The following is an 18,738-nucleotide window of genomic DNA, read 5'->3' as shown; positions in this document are numbered from 1 at the left end:
GTTGGAACTGTATGTCATTAATTTTATTGCGAGGGCGCTGGAAATTTACAGCTACTTAATTATCGGGTACGTGCTGCTGTCATGGTTCCCGAATGCGAGAGAGAGCTTTATCGGCCAATTCCTGGGCCGAATCGTCGAGCCGTACGTCGGCATCTTCCGCAGATTCATCCCGCCGATCGGCGGCGTGCTCGATTTGTCCCCGATCATCGCGCTGTTAGCGCTCAGATTCATTACGATGGGGTTAATCGCCGTCATCGAATTTATGTTCGGCATGGGTTAAGCGGTTATGATGAAACAATCGATATATGAACATTTCCATCCCGAAGAGAAAGTTTTCGTCGACCGGGCTGCGGAATGGGTCGAACGGTCCGCACAGCTGCACGAGCTGAAGCGGACCGATTTTTTGGACCCGAGACAAGCGCAGATCCTGACGATGCTCGCGAATCGCAACTCGGATGTTACGATCCGTCTGGTCGGAGGGTATGAAGAAGCGGAGCGCAGACGCGCGATTATTGCTCCCGATTACCGCAGCTTGGATGACGAGCCTGCGGGCATTGCTGTGCTCGCTGCGCATGCTCCGGGAAACAGCCAGCTCGAGCTCGATCACGGCGATTTTTTAGGGGCGCTGCTCGGACTCGGCATTAAGCGCGACCGGATCGGCGATATTCACGTCCATGAATCATTCGCGCATATTATCGTTACGGACGAAATTGCCGATTATCTTAATATACATCTTCGCCAGGTGCATCGATTCTCCGTGTTAACCGATTTATTGCCTATCGAACAATTGCAGGTTATGCGTTCGAAGCTTGAAGAGATCAGTTTATCCGTCGCATCCATGCGTCTCGACGGCATCGCGAGCGACGTCTACCGGGTTAGCCGTTCGAAGATCGTGGATCCGATTAAAGCGGGGCGCTGCAGGGTGAATTGGAAGACGGAGGAGAATCCGTCCGAGCCGCTTAAGGAGGGCGATGTGGTGTCGTTCAAGGGCTTAGGCAGATTCAAGTTGCTCGAAGTCGACGGCGTGACAAAAAAGGGCAGGATTCGGGTCAAAATCGGCAAATTTATTTAAAAGGTTGCAGGAAATCGGATCGGAGCTGTCGAATCATTCAGTCAAACAGCAGCGGTGGTCAGCGGTGGTCAAGTGTAAACATTCATAGGGAGGTGCGCCAATGCCGTTATCGCCATTGGACATACATAACAAAGAGTTTTCCCGCAGATTGCGCGGTTACGATGAGGACGAAGTTAACGAGTTTCTCGATCAGGTAATCAAGGACTACGAGTCGCTTATTCGCGAGAACAAAGAAATCCAGAATCAAATGTTGAATCTGCAAGAGAAGCTGAATCACTTCTCGAACATCGAGGAGACGCTCAGCAAGACGATCATCGTCGCGCAGGAAGCGGCCGACGAGGTTCGCAACAACGCGAAGAAGGAAGCCCAGCTCATCATCAAGGAAGCCGAGAAAAACGCGGACCGGATCGTCAACGACTCGCTGAACAAATCCCGCAAGGTGGCTCTGGAAGTGGAAGAGCTGAAGAAACAGGCATCGATCTACCGGGCCCGGTTCCGCACGCTGGTCGAAGCGCAGCTGGAGCTTCTGTCGCAGGATGGCTGGGATTCGCTTGATTCTTCGCGCGATTCGGAGCGGGAGCTGCTCAGAGGGTAAGCAGTCGAGGGGCGCGCCGAATTGCCGTTTGACAATCGATGAGGAATTCGTTATAACTGAACTATCGAACGAATCATATGATGGAATGAACTTCATTGACGAGAACGAGTACGTATCGGAATCATTCTCCAGAGAGCCGGCGGCTGCTGCAAGTCCGGCGTTTGAACCGTTACCGAATATCCTCTCCGAGAAGCGCCGCCTAACCCGCGCAGATCCGCGCGGCATTAAGCGTCGACGGCATGTCCTCCGTTACAGGGACCGCGAATCGAAGTCCGGTTCGCAGCTAAGGTGCCGCAAGCGGCTGTTCGTCGAACGACGAACGGGTTGCTCCTCCATGGAGCGATAACGATTGCGGAACAAGGGTGGTATCGCGAGCAAGCCTCGTCCCTTTATCGGGGGCGGGGTTTATTTTATTTTCAGGGAACGGAAGGAGCTGTTGAATGATGCAACGCGTAGACGTAAAGGAACGCGCGCGCAGCCGCGAGCTGCGGGTACTCGCGCAATGGAAAGAAGAGGACACATTCAAGAAGTCGATCGACAACCGGGAGGGTAAGCCGAACTTCGTTTTCTACGAAGGGCCGCCGACGGCAAACGGAGCTCCGCATATCGGCCACGTGCTCGGCCGCGTCATCAAGGATTTTATTTGCCGCTACAAGACGATGGCGGGTTATCGCGTCGTCCGCAAAGCCGGTTGGGATACGCACGGCCTTCCGGTCGAGCTTGGCGTCGAGAAGCAGCTCGGCATCTCCGGCAAGCAGGAGATCGAGAACTACGGCGTGGAAGCGTTCGTGAAGAAGTGCAAGGACAGCGTCTTCGAATACGAGAAGCAGTGGCGCGAACTGACGGAAGCGATCGCATACTGGACCGATCTCGATAACCCGTATATTACGCTGAAGAACGAATACATTGAAAGTGTATGGCATATTTTGTCCACGATTCACAAGAAAGGGCTTCTATACCGCGGTCACCGCGTTAGCCCGTACTGCCCTTGCTGCCAAACGACGCTGAGCTCCCACGAAGTCGCGCAAGGGTATGAGGATGTTAAAGATTTGAGCGCAACGGCGAAATTCAAGCTGCTGGATTCGGGCGAATTCGTGCTGGCTTGGACGACGACGCCTTGGACGCTGCCGGCGAACGTGGCGCTAGCCGTTCATCCGGAGCTCGATTACGTTCGGGCATCGAAAGACGGCGAGGTATATATCGTAGCTTCCGCGCTTGCGGAAACCGTGCTGAAGGACGGGTACGAGGTACTTTCTACGCTCAAGGGCTCCGAGCTTGTCGGACAGTCGTATGAACCTCCGTTCCGTTATGTGCCGATCGAGAAAGGCCATGTCGTCATTCCCGGCGATTTCGTCAGCGACGCAAGCGGTACGGGCATCGTCCATATCGCACCGGCGCATGGCGAAGACGACTACAAGGTTGCCCGCGCGAACGGCATCAGCATGCTGAGCGTCGTGAACAACGCAGGACGTTACGTTGACGAAGTGACGGATCTCGCCGGCCGGTTCGTGAAGGACTGCGACGTCGACATCGTGAAGATGCTGAGCGAGAAGGGCTTGCTTTATTCCAAAGAACGTTACGAGCATAGCTATCCGTTCTGCTGGCGTTGCAAATCGCCGCTGCTCTACTACGCGACGGAAAGCTGGTTTATCGAAACAACTGCGGTCAAGGACCAACTCATCGCCAACAACAATGGCGTGGACTGGTACCCGGGCCATATCAGGGAAGGACGCTTCGGCAAGTTCCTCGAAGATCTGGTCGACTGGAACATCAGCCGCAACCGGTATTGGGGTACGCCGCTTAACGTTTGGGTATGCGAAGCGACCGGCCAGCAATACGCGCCGGACAGCATCGCGGATCTGCGCGCTCGCGCCGTAGGCGATGTACCTGCGGACATCGAGCTTCATAAACCGTACGTAGACGAAATCCTGCTGAAGTCCCCATTCGCGGAAGGCGCCGTCATGCGCAGGACGCCTGAAGTAATCGACGTCTGGTTCGATAGCGGCTCCATGCCGTTCGCACAGCAGCATCATCCGTTCGGCGACGAGAAGACGTTCGAGGAACAATATCCCGCGGACATCATCTGCGAGGGTATCGACCAAACGCGCGGCTGGTTCTTCAGCTTGCTCGCCGTGTCGACGTTATATAACGGCAAAGCGCCGTACAAAGCTGTCATTTCGACGGGCCATATCCTTGACGAGAACGGACAGAAAATGTCCAAGTCGAAGGGCAACGTCATCGATCCTTGGGAAATCATCAACGAATACGGGACTGATGCGTTCCGCTGGGCGCTTCTGGCGGACAGTGCGCCATGGAACAGCAAACGTTTCTCGCGGGGCATCGTCGGCGAAGCGAAGTCCAAGGTGATCGATACGATCGTGAATACGCATGCTTTCTACGCGTTGTATGCTTCCATCGACGGTTATGACCCTGCCGATCATGCGTCGTCCGCATCGGACAACAAGCTGGACCGTTGGATTACGTCGAGGCTGAACAGCTTGATCGCAACGGTGACCAAAGGACTCGAAGTGAACGACTTCCTTAATCCGGCCAAATCGATCGAGAACTTCGTGGATGAGCTCAGCAACTGGTATATCCGCCGGTCGAGAGACCGGTTCTGGGGAAGCGGGCTTTCGGCGGACAAAATCGCGGCATACGGAACGCTTCGCGGCGTGCTGATGACGTTATCCCGCTTAATCGCGCCGTACGCGCCGCTGCTGGCGGACGATGTGTATCGCAACCTGGGAGGACAAGGAAGCGTTCATCTAGAGGAGTTCCCGGTCGCCGACGCATCGCTTATCGACGAGTCGCTGGAGCGCGACATGGACAGCGCCAAACAAATCGTGGAGCTTGCCCGCAACGTCCGCAACGAAACGTCGATCAAAACACGCCAACCGCTCTCCGAGCTGATCGTGTCCTTGGACCGCGACTTTGCGATTGCCGAATACGAAGAGATCATCAAGGATGAGATCAACGTCAAAGCGATTACCGTCCAAACGTCGGACAGCGGCTTCGTCGATTTCACGCTGAAGCTGAACTTGAAGGTTGCCGGCAAAAAGTACGGCAAACATGTTGGCCCGATCCAGTCGGCGCTCAAGGCGATGACCGCGGAAGATACGCGAGCGATCGTTGGCGGCGGCAGTTATTCGTTCACGACGGGAGACGGAGAGACGTTAGCGATTTCACTCGAAGAGCTGCTCGTGGAGAAACAAGCGAAGTCCGGCTTCGCATCGGCTTCGGTTAGCGGCGTCACCGTTGCGCTGAATACGGACATTACCCCTGAGCTCGAGCAGGAAGGCTGGGTACGAGAGGTTATTCGCGCCGTGCAGGATACGCGCAAAAAACAAGATCTCCCGATCGAAAAGAGGATCGAGCTCGTGCTCGACGTCGATTCGACGCTGAAAGCCGCGCTCGAAGCGTTCGAAGACGTGCTGAAGGATAACGTTCTGCTACAAGCCCTGACTTACGGGGTAATGGATGGTATGGAACGAGTTGCTCTTGGCGACAAAGAAATCGGCATTTTCATCAAGGGTTAAGGTTATAGTAAAGGAGTGAGAAGCCCGCTTGCCGCCACGCCGGCGGAGCGGGCTTTCCTTGTTCTGTAACGGAGGTGTCATGTAACCATGCGGATGAAACGCGGAGATTCGGAATGGACAGACATTAGCGGCAAAGAAAAAAACGATCGATCCGGCGATAAGGAAACCGGGCAAGACGAGAAAGACGTAACGGTGCTGCAGCGTTCTCTCGAAGCGGTAGACAAACGGCTCGAGCATATCGCATCCGAGATGGAGCGCACGCATATTGCCGAGTATGTGGATTTGCTCAATCGGCCAATGGCGCTCATCTGGCGCAATCTGCTGGCAGGATCGGCAAGAGGCGTCGGCATCGCGATCGGATTTACTTTTTTTGCCGCGACGATTTTATATGTGCTGCGTATCTTAGGTGCTTTGAACTTGCCCATCATCGGAGATTACATCGCCGATATCGTGAAGATCGTGCAAATTCAATTGGAGGGCAAATCGTACTGAACGAACGACTTCTATTGATTCCGGACCATCAATCGTCTTCGAATCGGTCATCGAATTGAAGTTCGGCATCGCCTTCGTTCGCATGCATATATCGATCATATTGGCGATTGCGGACAACGGAGACGTGGCGGCCCGTAATATCGGTGGCCAAGAAGCTTTCGATCGGTTCCACGAATCCGTCGTTTTCTTCCGCTTCTATGCCGACGTGGTCGTAGTCGGCGACATCGCGGTTCTCGGACATCGCGGGCGAATCCGAGTTACCCCAGCTCTCCACGATTTGCCAGGCGTCTTCGCCGTCGAAGCCATTGGATTTGCGTTCGTCCATGCTCGTGCGGCCGAACGGCGGCTGCAGAAAAACCTCCTCGATCGGACGATTGTCGGATATGTTATTCCGCGGCGCATGATCGATGCAGTATAAGCTGTCCGGAGCGGCTTCGAGCCGCTCGAACGGGATAATCGTGCCGCAAGCGACGCAAGTGCCGTAATTGCCCTTATCCATCGCGTCCAAGGCTGCTTCGATGCGGCTGAGATGCAGTTCCTCTTGCTCGAGCAAGGCGATATCCTTCTCGCGTTCGTATAGTTCGGATGCCATATCGCCCGGATGGTTGTCGATGGGGGAAAGCTCGCCGGATTCATCGCGCATGGAATCGGATTTACCGTAATGATCGTTCTGCTCCAAGCGAGACAGGATGTCGGCTTGTTCGTCCTCCAGCCTGCTTCTGAGCGAGGAGTATTGCGCGTTCGTTAGAGAGGTCATTGGCTAATCGCACCGTCCTTTTCGGAATAACCGTCGTTCGTTTTCTCCCGTAGTTTTAGCCGGAAGGGCCGTTTTCAGTATGGACATGCATGGAAGCCTTGCAATACATGCGCAGCCGCTTTGCCGGATTGGGCAGGATTGGCTCTGCCAACGGTCGTATGCTACACTATGTAAAGCGGTCTTAAGGCGCCGGATACTATGCCTTTCAAACTTTTTAGGAGTGATCAGATGCGTGCTTTCTATTATTATTTGCTCGCGGTAATCGTGCTTGTGCTCGACTTTGTCACCAAAAAAATCATCGCGACCCGAATGGAGCTGTACGAAGAAATCAGCGTAATCGGCAACTTCTTCTTGATTACTTCGCATCGCAATCGAGGCGCGGCATTCGGCATCCTGCAAGAACAGCGCACTTTCTTCATCATCATTACTACCGTTATCCTCATCGGGTTAATTACCTATATCCAAATGATGCGCAAAAACGGCAAGCCGATTCTGCTGACGGGCCTTGCGCTCGTGCTTGGCGGAGCGGTCGGCAATTTCGTCGATCGAATTCGGTTCGGCGAAGTCGTCGACTTCTTTAAATTCAATTTCGGCAGCTATACGTTCCCGATCTTCAACATCGCGGACTCCGGCATCGTCATCGGCGTCGGGCTAATCCTGCTAGACACCCTGCTTAGCGCGAAGGACGAAAAGAAGAAGCTGCAGCAAGGGGAAAACAAGGAGCTTAACGAGCATGAACAGCAGCCTATATCTTGATCGGGAAGATCATTACGAATGGAGCATCGAACCGGAAAAATCCGGAGAACGAATTGACAAATTCATCGTGGACCAGCTCGAGCAACTTGGCCTCGGCGGCGTGTCGCGGACGCAGGTGCAGGACTGGATCAAAGAAGGAGCCGTTTCGGTGAACGGCCGGCCCGTCAAAGCCAATTACAAGCTGAACGCGCAAGACGCGATCGTCCTGACTATTCCGGAAGCGCAGGAAGCCGATATTTTGCCCGAACAAATTCCGCTCGACATCGTGTACGAAGACAGCGACGTCATCGTCATTAACAAGCCCCGCGGAATGGTTGTCCATCCCGCACCCGGTCATTCCTCCGGAACAGTCGTCAACGCGCTTATGTATCATTGCAAGGACTTAAGCGGCATAAACGGCATGCTCCGCCCCGGCATCGTGCATCGGATCGACAAGGATACGACGGGATTGCTGATGGCGGCCAAAAACGATCTGGCCCATGTATCGCTCGCGGAGCAGCTTAAGGAGCATAGCGTGACCCGCAAATACATCGCGCTCGTCCACGGCAATCTTCCTCATGATCAAGGTACAGTTGACGCTCCGATCGGCAGGGACGCCGCGGACCGGAAGCTGTTTACCGTAACGGACCGGAACAGTAAGACGGCCGTCACCCATTTTGTCGTGCTCGAACGGATCGGCGGCGATTATACGCTGCTGGAGCTGCAGCTGGAGACCGGACGCACGCATCAAATTCGCGTGCATATGAAATACATCGGCCATCCGCTGGCCGGCGACCCCGTCTACGGCCGCAACAAAACGGTGGCGCTCGACGGGCAAGCGCTCCATGCGGGCGTGCTTGGCTTCACGCATCCGCGTACAGGTGAGCGGCTTCAGTTCGAAGCGCCGCTGCCGGCGGATTTCGAGCATGTGCTGGATAGCTTGCGCCATCGGTGATCAACCGATAAGTGCAAACTTTTGCGCACATTCTGCATTATTATGGCCTCGGAAGTGCGTTATTCTAGACATAATCGGATTAAAATTGACCTAAGGACAGGTGAACGCAAGTGACATCCATTAACCAGAACTACTTGGAGCTGCAAGGCAGCTATTTATTTTCCGAAATCGCGAAACGCCGCACGAAATTCATTCAAGAGAACCCAAATGCCGAAATCATTAGCCTTGGCATCGGCGACGTTACGCGCGGCTTGCCCGAAGCCGTCGTAAAAGCGATGCACAACGCGGTGGACGAGCTGGCGCAGCCGGGTTCGTTCCGCGGCTACGGTCCGGAGCAAGGTTACGACTTTCTGATCAACGCCATTATCGAGAACGACTACAAAGCCCGCGGCATCGATATCGCCGCGAACGAAGTATTCGTCTCCGACGGTTCCAAATGCGACGTCGGAAACATTCAGGAAATTTTCAGCGAAAACAGCATCGTTGCGGTTCAAGATCCGGTGTACCCCGTATACGTAGACACAAACGTGATGGCGGGCCGTTCCGGCAAGTACAACCAAGAGACCAAACGGTACGATAACATCGTTTATCTGGAGTGCACAGCTGAGAATAACTTCAAGCCGTCGCTGCCGGACCGCAAAGTAGACTTGATCTACCTGTGCTACCCGAACAACCCGACAGGCATGACGCTGACGAAGGAAGAGCTGAAGGTTTGGGTCGACTACGCGCGCGAGAACAACTGCCTGATTTTGTTCGATTCCGCGTACGAAGCGTTTATTCAAGAAAAAGACGTACCGCATAGCATTTACGAAGTGGAAGGCGCGAAGGAAGTCGCGATCGAATTCCGCAGCTTCTCGAAGACGGCGGGCTTTACCGGCGTTCGCTGCGCCTACACAGTCGTGCCGCGCGAGCTGAAAGGTCTGGACGCTGCTGGCAATTCCGTTATCATCAACGATCTTTGGAATCGCCGTCACACGACGAAGTTTAATGGCGTTTCCTACGTGACGCAGCGCGGAGCCGAAGCGATTTACTCGCAGGAAGGCAAACAACAAATCGGCGATTTGGTCGAGTACTACATGACGAACGCGGGCATTATCCGCGACGGACTCGCATCCATCGGCCTGGAAGTGTTCGGCGGCGTCAACGCGCCGTACATTTGGCTGAAGACCCCTCAAGGCATGGATTCGTGGAGCTTCTTCGACAAGCTGTTGTCGGAAGCGAATATCGTCGGCACCCCTGGCGTTGGTTTCGGCCAAAGCGGCCAAGGCTACTTCCGCCTTACGGCGTTCGGCAGCCGCGAGAACACGGTCAAAGCGGTTGACCGCATTCGCAAACTAAGCCTGTAATGATCGATTGCCAACGCTATCCTTGCATAGGCTTCGGAATTCAATCTACACTAGAGACAAGATAGCAAGATAAGGGCAAACGCTCTTGACAACCTTTGTCGAACGTGGGATAATTCCAATGATACAAAGCAGAACCTTTAACTCAGTCCCGAGAGGCTGGCAAGGTAGCGTGAATATTGGTCTTAACGAATGGAATTGGACATCCTCGCGTTTTTGGCGGCTCCCCGGAGCAGAGCCAACAGCAAAGAGCGACTCCTCTTCTTTTCCCGACTGGTCACAAACTCCTTGCGGACTTCTCCGCAAGGAGTTTTTTTGTAGGCCGGTGCCGGGACACGCTAGAAACGGGAACGACGACGATTGGTCGAATGAGGCACGATCAGAAAGGAGCGCGGACATGGCAGAAGAAGAACATCTGGTCATTATGGATGAAACGGCGATACGCCGTGCGCTAACACGGATTGCCCATGAAATCGTGGAGAAGAACAAGGGAATCGACGATTGCGTTATCGTCGGCATCCGGACACGGGGCGTGTACATCGCGAACCGGGTCGCCGAACGGATCGGAGAAATCGAAGGGAAACCGGTACCGGTACGCGAGCTGGACATTACGCAGTACAGGGACGATCGCCATGACGAAGCTTTGACGGCCGCAAAGATGGAATCGGCCGCGGCGCTTGGCGAGATCGACGGCATCCCGTTCCGCACGAAGGACAAACGAATCATCCTGTTCGACGACGTGCTCTACACCGGACGCACGATCCGAGCTGCCATGGACGCGCTTATGGATTGCGGCAGGCCGCGCAGCATACAGCTCGCGGTACTCGTTGACCGCGGCCATCGCGAGCTGCCGATCAGACCGGATTTTGTCGGCAAAAACGTGCCAACCTCCAAACAAGAACAAATCCAAGTATCGCTTCAAGAAATCGACTTGAAGGATCAAGTGACCATCATCCATCAAAGGGGGTAAGCGGCAATGACGCTAACGCAATTGAAACAACGCAGCATGCTCGGCTTGAAGGAGCTGGACAAAGAAGAAATCATAGCGATCCTGGATCGGGCGGCTTACTGGGAGAATCACCCTTCCAAAGTGCACAACGCCATGCAAGGCAAATTCGCCGCGAACATGTTCTTCGAGAACAGCACGCGCACGCGCTTCTCGTTCGAAGTAGCGGAGAAACGGCTGGGCGCGGAAGTCATCAACTTCTCGGCGGCGGCTTCCAGCGTACAGAAGGGCGAATCGATCTACGACACGGTAAGGACGCTCGAATCGATGGGCATCGACGTCGGCATCATCCGGCTGAAGCCGATCGGCGTGCTCGCTGAACTCGCAGAGAAAATCAAGGTGCCGCTTATTAATGCGGGCGACGGAAACAACGAGCATCCAACGCAGGCATTGCTTGATCTCTATACGATGCGCAAACAGTTCGGAAGCAGTCTCCAAGGCTTGAACGTCTCCATCGTCGGAGATATTCTGCACAGCCGGGTGGCTCGCTCCAACTTGTACGCGCTGCGCAAACTCGGCGCAAACGTAAGCTTCTGCGCGCCGGACAATATGCGGGCAACGGAGCTGGACGCGCCGTACGTCACAATCGATGAGGCGATCCAGGCCGATGTCGTGATGATGCTGAGAGTGCAGCTGGAACGCCACGAAAGCGGCATGTTAAGCTCGGCGGAAGCTTACAGGGAGCAATTCGGCATGACGGTCGAACGCGCTTCGCGCATTCAGAAACATGCCATCATCATGCATCCCGCGCCGGTGAATCGAAACGTGGAAATCGACGACGAACTGGTCGAGCATCCGCAATCGAGAATTTTCCCGCAGATGGAGAACGGCGTGCCGGTGCGCATGGCCGTGGTCGAACGGGCTCTCAACTAATAATTAATGAAGCCTCTTCCGAGGCGGACGGACATAAGACGGACTATCAATCGGAGGGTGAATCAGAATGGCTTTATGGATTAAGAACGGCAGCGTTTGGAACGAAACGACGGGAACTTTGGAGTCGAAGCACATTCGCGTTCAAGACGGCGTCATTGCCGAGCTTGTCGACGGCAATGTTGCGGTCGATACCGGCTCCGCCGAAGTGGTGGATGCGGGAGGCAAGCTGGTCTCGGCCGGATTCATCGACATGCACGTCCATCTGCGCGATCCGGGCTTCGAGCATAAGGAAGATATCATTACGGGATCGCGATCAGCGGCCAAAGGCGGTTTTACGACAATCGCTTGCATGCCTAACACGCGCCCGGTTATCGATACGCCGGAAACGGTAAAGTACGTCGTCGACAAAGCAAAAAATGCGGGCATCGTTAAGGTTCTGCCTTACGCGGCCATTACCAAAAACGAGCTGGGACGCGAGCTCACCGACTTCGCGGCGCTGAAGGAAGCGGGCGCGATCGGCTTCACGGATGACGGCGTAGGCGTGCAGAACGCGCAAATGATGAAAAACGCGATGGCGCTTGCGAAGTCGCTCGATATGCCGGTTATCGCGCATTGCGAAGACGATACGCTGGTCGAAGGCGCTTGGGCATCGGAAGGCGAGTTCTCCCGCAAGCATGGCATCAAAGGAATACCGAACGAATCGGAAGCGATCCATGTCGGCAGGGACGTCCTGCTGGCGGAAGCGACCGGCGTCCATTACCATGTATGCCACGTCAGCACCGAGCAATCGGTTAGGCTGATCAGATTGGCCAAGCAAGTCGGCATCTCGGTTACCGCGGAAGTTTGCCCGCATCACTTAATCCTTGCGGACGAAGACATTCCAGGTCTTGACGACGCCAACTGGAAGATGAACCCGCCGCTTCGCACGCCGCGCGACGTTCAAGCGGTGATCGAAGGATTGGAAGACGGCACGCTGGACATGATCGTAACGGATCATGCGCCGCACAGCGCGGAGGAGAAAGGCCGCGGCGTCGATCTGGCGCCATTCGGCATCGTCGGCTTCGAGACGGCGTTCCCGCTGCTCTATACGAAGTTCGTCGAGACCGGCAGATGGACGCTTGGATTCTTGCTTAGCCGGATGACGAAAGACCCGGCTCGCGTGTTCCGCCTGAACACGGGACGGCTGGAAGCCGGTGCTCCCGCCGACATTACGATCGTCGACCTGGAAGGGGAACGCGCCGTCGATCCGGCAACGTTCCTATCGAAGAGCAACAACACGCCGTTCGGAGGCTGGAAGCTGAAAGGCTGGCCGGTTACGACGATCGTGAACGGCAACATCGTTTGGACAGAATAAAACTATAGACGGAAATCAATAACAGCTGAGGAGTGAAACGGATGCAAGCTAGACTTTTATTGGAAGACGGAACGTTGTTCACCGGTTTGTCCTTCGGCGCGGAAGCGCAAATGATGGGCGAGGTCGTTTTCAATACGGGAATTACGGGTTACCAAGAGGTGCTCTCGGATCCTTCCTACTGCGGACAGATCGTCACGATGACTTACCCGCTCATCGGCAACTACGGCATTACGAGAGACGACTTCGAGGCGCTGCGCCCGCACATTCACGGCTTCGTCGTCCGCCGTCACGAGCCCGTGCCAAGCAACTGGCGCGCGCAATATTCGCTGGGCCAACTGCTGAAGGAATACGGCATCCCTGGCATCAGCGACATCGATACTCGCATGCTCACGCGCAAGCTTCGTCACTACGGTACAATGAAAGGCTTGATCACAACCGGCAATGAGCGCGTAGAGGAGTTGGCTGAACGTCTTGGTACATCCACGTTGCTGACGGATCAAGTGGCTCGCACATCGACCAAACACATCTTCTCGAGCCCTGGCAACCGCGAGCGCATCGTGCTCGTCGATTTCGGCGCGAAAAGCGGCATCCTGCGGGAGCTGACGCAACGAGGCTGCGACGTCGTCGTTGTCCCGCATGACACGACTGCGAACGAGATTCGCCGCCTGGCGCCGGACGGCATCCAGTTGTCCAACGGCCCTGGGGATCCGAAGGATGTTCCTCACGCGGTAAAAATGATTTCGGAGCTGCTCGGCGAATTCCCGATCTTCGGCATCTGTCTTGGACACCAGCTGTTCGCGCTTGCTTGCGGAGCCGATACGGGCAAGCTGAAATTCGGCCATCGCGGCGGCAACCATCCGGTCAAGGAGCTTGCGACGAACCGTTGCTACATTACTTCGCAGAATCACGGCTACACCGTTCTCGATCATACCGTCCACGGCACGCAGTTGACGGTGACGCATATCAACAACAACGACAAAACGATCGAAGGACTCAAACATAACACTTACCCTGCATTCTCCGTTCAATACCATCCGGAGGCAGCGCCCGGACCGTTCGATTCCAGCTACCTGTTTGACGAATTCCTGGAGATGATCCGCGAGCACAAAAAAAATAACCCGCAAAAACCTCGTCAAGCCGTCTTGTCGGAGACGTTGAAAGGAGAGCTTCAGTATGCCCAGAAATAATCAACTGAAAAAAATTCTAGTCATCGGGTCCGGCCCGATCGTCATCGGACAAGCAGCGGAGTTCGACTATGCCGGCACGCAGGCTTGCCAAGCGCTGAAAGAAGAAGGATACGAGGTTGTGCTCATTAACAGCAACCCGGCTACGATCATGACCGATACGAACATGGCGGACAAAGTATATATCGAGCCGATAACGCTTGAGTTCGTCTCCCAAATCATTCGCCAAGAGCGTCCGGACGGCTTGCTTCCGACGCTTGGCGGCCAGACGGGTCTTAACATGGCCGTCGAGCTGGCGCGCGCAGGCGTGCTGGAGCGCGAGAACGTGAAGCTGCTCGGTACCCAGCTTATCGCGATCGAGAAAGCCGAAGACCGCGACTTGTTCCGCGAGCTGATGCGCGAGCTGGAGCAGCCTGTTCCCGAGAGCGAAATCGTAACGACGGTCGAAGATGCCGTTAACTTTGCAAACGAGATCGGTTATCCGATCATCGTCCGCCCTGCCTATACACTCGGCGGCACCGGCGGCGGCATTTGCGCAAACGAAGAAGAGCTGCGCGAGATCGTTGCTTCCGGCATCCGGTACAGCCCGATCAGCCAATGTTTGATCGAGAAATCGATCGCCGGCATGAAGGAAGTCGAATACGAAGTTATGCGTGACGCGAACGATAACTGCATCGTCGTCTGCAACATGGAGAACTTTGACCCGGTCGGCGTACACACGGGTGACAGCATCGTCGTAGCGCCTTCGCAGACGCTATCGGACCGCGAGTACCAAATGCTGCGTTCCGCGTCGCTCAAGATCATCCGCGCGCTGAACATCGAAGGCGGCTGCAACGTGCAGTTCGCGCTGGATCCGCATAGCTACCAATACTACGTTATCGAAGTTAACCCGCGCGTAAGCCGTTCCTCCGCACTGGCCTCCAAAGCGACTGGTTATCCGATCGCAAAGATGGCCGCCAAAATCGCGGTCGGCTACACGCTGGATGAGCTGGTCAATCCGGTTACGGGCCAAACCTACGCTTGCTTCGAGCCTACGCTCGACTATATCGTATCGAAAATTCCGCGTTGGCCGTTCGATAAGTTCGTCAGCGCCAACCGCAAGCTCGGCACGCAAATGAAAGCGACCGGCGAAGTGATGGCCATCGGCCGCACCTTCGAGGAATCCATTCACAAGGCTGTCCGCTCGCTGGAGATCGGCGCACACCGTCTACATCTCAAGGAAGCCAGCTCGCTTGAAGAGTCGGTGCTGCGGGGCCGCCTCGAGAAGCCTGACGACGAGCGCATGTTCCTCGTAGCGGAAGCGTTCCGCCGCGGCTTCTCCTTGCAAGAGATCCAAGACATTACGAAAATCGACTGGTGGTTCCTCGACAAGATCGCATCGATCGTAACGTTCGAAGACCGTCTGCGCAAAGAAGCTACATTGTCTCAGGGCACTCTCTACGAAGCGAAACGCAAAGGATTCTCCGACCGTTCGATCGCCGAAATCCGCAAGGAAGGATTCCCGAACGGCAGCCATACGACCGAAGAAGAGGTTCGCGCGTTCCGCCTGCAGAATAACCTGAAGCCGGTTTACAAAATGGTAGACACTTGCGCGGCCGAATTCGAAGCGACGACGCCTTACTACTACTCCACGTACGAGGTGGAGAACGAAGTAACGGAAACGACTAAGCAGAAGGTGCTCGTGCTGGGCTCCGGACCGATCCGGATCGGCCAAGGCATCGAGTTCGACTACTCCACGGTTCACGCGGTATGGGCCATCCAGAAAGCGGGGTACGAAGCGGTCATCATCAACAACAACCCGGAGACGGTATCGACGGACTTCAGCACATCCGATCGCCTCTACTTCGAGCCGCTGTTCTTCGAGGATGTCATGAACGTCATCGAGCAAGAGAATCCGATCGGCGTAATCGTGCAATTCGGCGGCCAGACGGCCATTAACCTTGCCGCTCCGCTTGCCAAAGCAGGCGTGCGCATTCTGGGATCGAGCCTCGAGAGCATCGACGCGGCGGAAGACCGCAAGAAGTTCGAAGCGCTTCTTCGCAAGCTGAACATCGCGCAGCCTGAAGGCAGCACGGTGACTTCGGTCGAAGAAGCGGTCGTGACGGCGCAGAAGCTCGGTTACCCGGTTCTCGTTCGTCCTTCGTACGTCTTGGGCGGACGGGCCATGGAAATCGTCTACTCCGACGAAGAGCTGCTGAGCTATATGGAAGTAGCCGTGAAGATCAATCCGGAGCATCCGGTTCTGATCGACCGCTACATGATGGGCAAGGAAGCCGAAGTCGACGCGATCTGCGACGGCGAGACGGTTTTGATCCCGGGCATCATGGAGCATGTAGAGCGCGCAGGCGTCCATTCCGGCGACTCCATCGCGGTATACCCGCCGCAGTCGCTGTCGGACGACATCAAGAACCAAATCGTCGAAATCACGATCAAAATCGCGAAAGAGCTTGAAGTCATCGGCTTGGTCAACATCCAATACGTCATCCACAACGAGAAGGTGTACGTCATCGAGGTTAACCCTCGTTCGTCCCGTACGGTACCTTTCTTGAGCAAAGTAACGAATCTGCCGATGGCGAACCTGGCGACTCAAGCGATCTTGGGCACTAGCTTGTCCGCGCTTGGTTACCAAGACGGCCTATGGCCGGAAGACGAATACGTATCCGTGAAGGTGCCGGTATTCTCCTTCGCCAAGCTGCGCCGCGTCGACCCGACGCTTACGCCGGAGATGAAATCGACCGGCGAGGTGATGGGCCGCGACGTCCAGTACGCGAAAGCTCTGTATAAAGGCTTGATCGGCGCGGGTATGAAGATTCCGAATTCCGGAACGATCATCGCGACTGTTGCGGATAAGGATAAAGAGGAAGCGACGGAGCTGCTCCGCGGTTTCAACAATATCGGCTACAAAATCATGGCGACCGGCGGCACGGCCGACGTGCTGGAAGCGGCTGGCCTGTACGTGCAGCGCGTGAACAAGCTGAGCGAAGGCGCGCCGAACATTCTCGATATGGTTCGCGAGGGCAAAGCGCAATTCGTCGTCAACACGCTGACCAAAGGCAAAACGCCTGAGCGCGACGGCTTCCGCATTCGCCGCGAGGCGGTGGAGAACGGCGTCGTCTGCATGACGTCGCTCGATACGGTACGCGCGTTGCTTCGCATGATGGAAACGATCAACTTCTCGTCCCACTCCATGCCGGTAGCAAGTAAAACCAACAAATAAATAATACGGGGGGAATGGCAATGAAGCTGACACGCGAGCAGGCTGCGAAACGCATCATGGTTGCCCTGGACTATCCTGACGCCGGGGCTGCCGAACGACTGATCGAGGAGCTGAAAGGCATTCCCTGTTATATGAAGGTGGGTTTGCAGCTGTTTTATGCTGCAGGCCCATCCTTTGTGGAGAGCCTTAAGAAACGCGGCTATTACGTCTTCCTGGACGTAAAGATGCATGATATTCCGAATACCGTAAAAGGCGGAGCGAACAGCGTAACGAAGCTTGGCGTGGACATGTTCAACATCCACGCGGGCGGCGGTATCGCGATGATGGAGGCGGCAATGGAAGGGGTCGACGCCGCGTTGGCCGGAAGCGGAGTGACCGCGCCGTCCGTGATCGCCGTCACGCAATTGACGAGCACGAGCGAGGCGGTCATGAACGAACAGATCGGCATTCCGGGCACGGTGGAAGGCGCGGTGCTTCGCTACGCCAAGCTTGCGAAGGCAGCCGGTTTGCAAGGCGTCGTCGCTTCGCCGTCCGAAGTGATCGCCATCAAGTCGGCATGCGGCGCTTCGTTCGTGACAGTCACGCCGGGCATTCGTCCGACCGGCTCGGATGTGGCCGACCAATCAAGAATCATGACGCCCGGCGAAGCGCTTCGCCAGGGAACGGATTACATGGTGATCGGAAGGCCCATAACGGCTGCCCCGGAACCGCGCGCGGCGCTTGAATCTATTATCAAGGAGTTGATTTCAGTTGACTGAGCTGACATTATCGAATTTGCCCGGAGAAATCGCGAAGAGCTTATTGGACATCGGGGCAGTCGCCCTGCGCCCGAACGAACCGTTCACGTGGACATCGGGACTGAAGTCGCCGATCTATTGCGATAATCGTCTGACGATGACTTACCCAGACATTCGCGATATGATCGCAGAAGGGTTCGCGACGATCATCCGCGAGCGTTACCCGGATGCGGAAGTAATCGCCGGCACGTCGACGGCGGGCATTCCGCATGCCGCATGGGTAGCTCAGAAGCTGAACCTGCCGATGGCGTACATTCGCGATAAGGCGAAAGGCCACGGCAAACAAAACCAGATCGAAGGACGGATCGCGCCGGGCCAGAAGGTCGTCGTCATCGAAGACTTGATTTCGACGGGCGGCAGCTCGCTGAAGGCGGCGCAGGCCGTTCGCGAGGCGGGCGGCGAGGTTGCGGCCGTGCTTGCGATCTTCACGTACCAGTTCGACTCGGCGACGCAATCGTTCGCGGACGAAGGCTTCCAGCTGGACACGCTGTCGAACTATTCGGCGCTGATCGAGGAAGCCGCGCAGCAAGGCGTTATCGCCCAGAACGACGTTACGACGCTGCAAGCATGGCGCAAGGACCCTCAGTCGTTCGGGAAGTGACGCGTCGTTCGGATATGCGACAACTCGAATCCCATTAAACCTAACGAACGTACCGTCGTAACGACGGCACGTTCGTTTTTTGTGCGCTTGGCAGCGCACTCTACTAAGGAGTGAAAGTCTCCAGTACACCGCAGGTGGCGGAAGTACATAGCCGACACATAGTGCTTAGTCCGTGAGGATAGGTGCGGAGGATGTGAAGGCAAATCCCGGAACAGGCGGCA

The 18,738-nt window shown here is 55.7% G+C and carries 16 protein-coding genes and 1 other annotated feature; of the genes, 15 read left to right on the top strand and 1 reads right to left on the bottom strand.

Annotated elements, in window-relative coordinates:
* The first annotated feature begins 1 nt into the window (after position 1).
* The 5 genes from RB620_RS05815 to RB620_RS05795 all read left to right on the top strand — a co-directional run bounded on the left by RB620_RS05815 (position 2) and on the right by RB620_RS05795 (position 5,695).
* Entirely contained in the window at positions 2 to 280 is a 279-nt protein-coding gene (locus tag RB620_RS05815) for a YggT family protein (RefSeq protein ID WP_308092666.1), read from the top strand.
* A 9-nt stretch (positions 281 to 289) separates the two neighbouring features.
* The gene (locus tag RB620_RS05810) at positions 290 to 1,072 is read left to right on the top strand and encodes a YlmH family RNA-binding protein (RefSeq protein WP_308092911.1); all 783 of its coding nucleotides are present in this window, start codon (positions 290 to 292) and stop codon (positions 1,070 to 1,072) included.
* A gap of 100 nt (positions 1,073 to 1,172) precedes the next feature.
* Positions 1,173 to 1,667, top strand: a complete 495-nt coding sequence (locus RB620_RS05805; RefSeq protein ID WP_308092665.1) for a DivIVA domain-containing protein — start codon at positions 1,173 to 1,175, stop codon at positions 1,665 to 1,667.
* 86 nt (positions 1,668 to 1,753) lie between these two features.
* Positions 1,754 to 2,059 (top strand) — a binding site (T-box leader).
* Positions 2,060 to 2,110: 51 nt separating this feature from the next.
* Positions 2,111 to 5,203 (top strand): isoleucine--tRNA ligase, encoded by a 3,093-nt coding sequence (gene ileS, locus RB620_RS05800; RefSeq protein ID WP_308092909.1) that lies wholly within the window; start codon positions 2,111 to 2,113, stop codon positions 5,201 to 5,203.
* Between the two features lie 87 nt (positions 5,204 to 5,290).
* Positions 5,291 to 5,695, top strand: a complete 405-nt coding sequence (locus tag RB620_RS05795) for a DUF5665 domain-containing protein (protein WP_308092664.1) — start codon at positions 5,291 to 5,293, stop codon at positions 5,693 to 5,695.
* A 28-nt stretch (positions 5,696 to 5,723) separates the two neighbouring features.
* Here the strand turns inward: RB620_RS05795 and RB620_RS05790 are convergent, their stop codons facing one another.
* Positions 5,724 to 6,452, bottom strand: a complete 729-nt coding sequence (locus tag RB620_RS05790) for a TraR/DksA C4-type zinc finger protein (protein WP_308092662.1) — start codon at positions 6,450 to 6,452, stop codon at positions 5,724 to 5,726.
* A gap of 228 nt (positions 6,453 to 6,680) precedes the next feature.
* Here RB620_RS05790 and lspA point away from each other — a divergent pair, with 228 nt between their 5' ends.
* From lspA to pyrE, 10 genes are all read left to right on the top strand, one after another.
* A complete protein-coding gene (gene lspA, locus RB620_RS05785) occupies positions 6,681 to 7,208 on the top strand; it encodes a signal peptidase II (RefSeq protein ID WP_308092661.1) in 528 nt (175 codons plus the stop codon).
* Positions 7,186 to 8,142 (top strand): RluA family pseudouridine synthase, encoded by a 957-nt coding sequence (locus RB620_RS05780; RefSeq protein ID WP_308092660.1) that lies wholly within the window; start codon positions 7,186 to 7,188, stop codon positions 8,140 to 8,142. Before lspA ends, RB620_RS05780 begins: the two co-directional genes overlap by 23 nt.
* A 110-nt stretch (positions 8,143 to 8,252) precedes the next feature.
* Positions 8,253 to 9,488, top strand: a complete 1,236-nt coding sequence (locus RB620_RS05775) for an LL-diaminopimelate aminotransferase (protein ID WP_308092659.1) — start codon at positions 8,253 to 8,255, stop codon at positions 9,486 to 9,488.
* A gap of 394 nt (positions 9,489 to 9,882) precedes the next feature.
* Complete coding sequence (gene pyrR / locus RB620_RS05770) at positions 9,883 to 10,455, top strand: bifunctional pyr operon transcriptional regulator/uracil phosphoribosyltransferase PyrR (protein WP_308092658.1); 573 nt, start codon at positions 9,883 to 9,885, stop codon at positions 10,453 to 10,455.
* Positions 10,456 to 10,461: 6 nt separating this feature from the next.
* The gene (locus RB620_RS05765; protein WP_308092657.1) at positions 10,462 to 11,364 is read left to right on the top strand and encodes an aspartate carbamoyltransferase catalytic subunit; all 903 of its coding nucleotides are present in this window, start codon (positions 10,462 to 10,464) and stop codon (positions 11,362 to 11,364) included.
* Between the two features lie 67 nt (positions 11,365 to 11,431).
* Entirely contained in the window at positions 11,432 to 12,718 is a 1,287-nt protein-coding gene (locus RB620_RS05760) for a dihydroorotase (protein ID WP_308092656.1), read from the top strand.
* A gap of 41 nt (positions 12,719 to 12,759) precedes the next feature.
* Entirely contained in the window at positions 12,760 to 13,905 is a 1,146-nt protein-coding gene (locus RB620_RS05755; protein WP_308092655.1) for a carbamoyl phosphate synthase small subunit, read from the top strand.
* Positions 13,892 to 17,119: a carbamoyl-phosphate synthase large subunit gene (gene carB, locus RB620_RS05750; protein WP_308092654.1), complete on the top strand. Its 3,228-nt coding sequence runs from the start codon at positions 13,892 to 13,894 to the stop codon at positions 17,117 to 17,119. The genes RB620_RS05755 and carB overlap by 14 nt, the downstream gene beginning before the upstream one ends.
* A gap of 20 nt (positions 17,120 to 17,139) precedes the next feature.
* A complete protein-coding gene (gene pyrF, locus RB620_RS05745; protein ID WP_308092652.1) occupies positions 17,140 to 17,877 on the top strand; it encodes an orotidine-5'-phosphate decarboxylase in 738 nt (245 codons plus the stop codon).
* Positions 17,870 to 18,517 (top strand): orotate phosphoribosyltransferase, encoded by a 648-nt coding sequence (pyrE, locus tag RB620_RS05740; protein ID WP_308092651.1) that lies wholly within the window; start codon positions 17,870 to 17,872, stop codon positions 18,515 to 18,517. Before pyrF ends, pyrE begins: the two co-directional genes overlap by 8 nt.
* Positions 18,518 to 18,738: the final 221 nt, after the last annotated feature.

Origin of the sequence: Paenibacillus sp. LHD-117, assembly GCF_030929555.1 — a bacterium.
Classification (GTDB): domain Bacteria; phylum Bacillota; class Bacilli; order Paenibacillales; family Paenibacillaceae; genus Pristimantibacillus.
Note: the sequence above shows the minus strand (reverse complement) of the source record. Positions and strands in the feature narration are given on the sequence as shown.

What these genes read in the sequence shown, in the direction of transcription:
- RB620_RS05810 (WP_308092911.1), top strand. Translation starts at nt 290, where the DNA reads ATGAAACAATCGATATATGAACATTTCCATCCCGAAGAGAAAGTTTTC.
- RB620_RS05805 (WP_308092665.1), top strand. Translation starts at nt 1,173, where the DNA reads ATGCCGTTATCGCCATTGGACATACATAACAAAGAGTTTTCCCGCAGA.
- ileS (WP_308092909.1), top strand. Translation starts at nt 2,111, where the DNA reads ATGCAACGCGTAGACGTAAAGGAACGCGCGCGCAGCCGCGAGCTGCGG.
- RB620_RS05795 (WP_308092664.1), top strand. Translation starts at nt 5,291, where the DNA reads ATGCGGATGAAACGCGGAGATTCGGAATGGACAGACATTAGCGGCAAA.
- RB620_RS05790 (WP_308092662.1), bottom strand. Translation starts at nt 6,452, where the DNA reads ATGACCTCTCTAACGAACGCGCAATACTCCTCGCTCAGAAGCAGGCTG.
- lspA (WP_308092661.1), top strand. Translation starts at nt 6,681, where the DNA reads ATGCGTGCTTTCTATTATTATTTGCTCGCGGTAATCGTGCTTGTGCTC.
- RB620_RS05780 (WP_308092660.1), top strand. Translation starts at nt 7,186, where the DNA reads ATGAACAGCAGCCTATATCTTGATCGGGAAGATCATTACGAATGGAGC.
- pyrR (WP_308092658.1), top strand. Translation starts at nt 9,883, where the DNA reads ATGGCAGAAGAAGAACATCTGGTCATTATGGATGAAACGGCGATACGC.
- RB620_RS05765 (WP_308092657.1), top strand. Translation starts at nt 10,462, where the DNA reads ATGACGCTAACGCAATTGAAACAACGCAGCATGCTCGGCTTGAAGGAG.
- RB620_RS05760 (WP_308092656.1), top strand. Translation starts at nt 11,432, where the DNA reads ATGGCTTTATGGATTAAGAACGGCAGCGTTTGGAACGAAACGACGGGA.
- RB620_RS05755 (WP_308092655.1), top strand. Translation starts at nt 12,760, where the DNA reads ATGCAAGCTAGACTTTTATTGGAAGACGGAACGTTGTTCACCGGTTTG.
- carB (WP_308092654.1), top strand. Translation starts at nt 13,892, where the DNA reads ATGCCCAGAAATAATCAACTGAAAAAAATTCTAGTCATCGGGTCCGGC.
- pyrF (WP_308092652.1), top strand. Translation starts at nt 17,140, where the DNA reads ATGAAGCTGACACGCGAGCAGGCTGCGAAACGCATCATGGTTGCCCTG.